At 48.1% G+C, this 856-nt stretch carries 2 protein-coding genes; one reads left to right on the plus strand and one right to left on the minus strand.

What is annotated here, in order from left to right:
* A partial coding sequence (locus B3O33_RS04840; RefSeq protein ID WP_292363102.1) for an RNA pyrophosphohydrolase occupies positions 1-371 on the minus strand: 371 nt, incomplete at its 3' end.
* Positions 372-518: 147 nt separating this feature from the next.
* Between B3O33_RS04840 and B3O33_RS04845 the strand changes: the two genes are divergently transcribed.
* Positions 519-856: HAD family hydrolase (locus B3O33_RS04845; protein ID WP_292363104.1), on the plus strand; the 338-nt coding region annotated here is incomplete at its 3' end.

Raw genomic sequence — 856 nt, forward strand, 5'->3', positions numbered from 1 at the left:
CAATCATCAAACTCGGGTTTTTCATGCAGATCCAGTCTGACATCGGCTTCATCACCGGTAAAACGCATGAGGAACCAGCGCTGCTTCTGACCGATACACAAGGGTTTGTTGCCATACCTTAAATAACGCTTGGGCAAGCGATAACGCAACCATCCCCGGGTAGTAGCCAACAGCTCAACATGTTCACGGCCCAGACCAATTTCTTCCGTCAATTCACGGAAGGCGGCCTGCTCCGGCGTTTCATTGGTTTTAATGCCACCCTGGGGAAACTGCCATGAATCATGCTGAGCACGTTGCGCCCACAACACCTGGTTAAGGTCATTGCAGAGGATAATCCCCACATTGGCTCTGAAGCCATCTTTGTCTATCACGGTTCAATCTCTCGCCGGGGGCAACGATAAGCACGGGCCGCCAGCATAATTATTTATAATAAGTTTAGATTAGTGAATGAGACATGAGGATGCAACGCATTTTGTCTTACAATAGGCGCTCAATTTATCGGGACATGACCAGTTACAATGGCTTTAGCAATATTTGACTTAGACAATACCTTACTCGGCGGCGACAGTGATTATTTGTGGGGGCGCTATTTGGCGGAAAATGGCATCGTCGATCCGCAGAGTTACCACGACACTAATCTGGCTTATTATCATGACTATCAGGCAGGACAGCTGGATATCAATGCCTTCCTGCAGTTTGTGTTTGAACCGCTGGCAAAAAACAGTATGCAGAACTTGCTGAGTTGGCGTGCCGAGTACCTGCAACAGAAAATCATGCCGATTATTCTGCCAAAAGGCCGCGAGTTGATTGAATACCATCGCCAGCAGGGTGATACCCTGCTGATCATTACTGCAAC

The sequence above is a fragment of the Methylophaga sp. UBA1464 genome (assembly GCF_002325665.1).
In the GTDB taxonomy this organism is placed as follows: domain Bacteria; phylum Pseudomonadota; class Gammaproteobacteria; order Nitrosococcales; family Methylophagaceae; genus Methylophaga.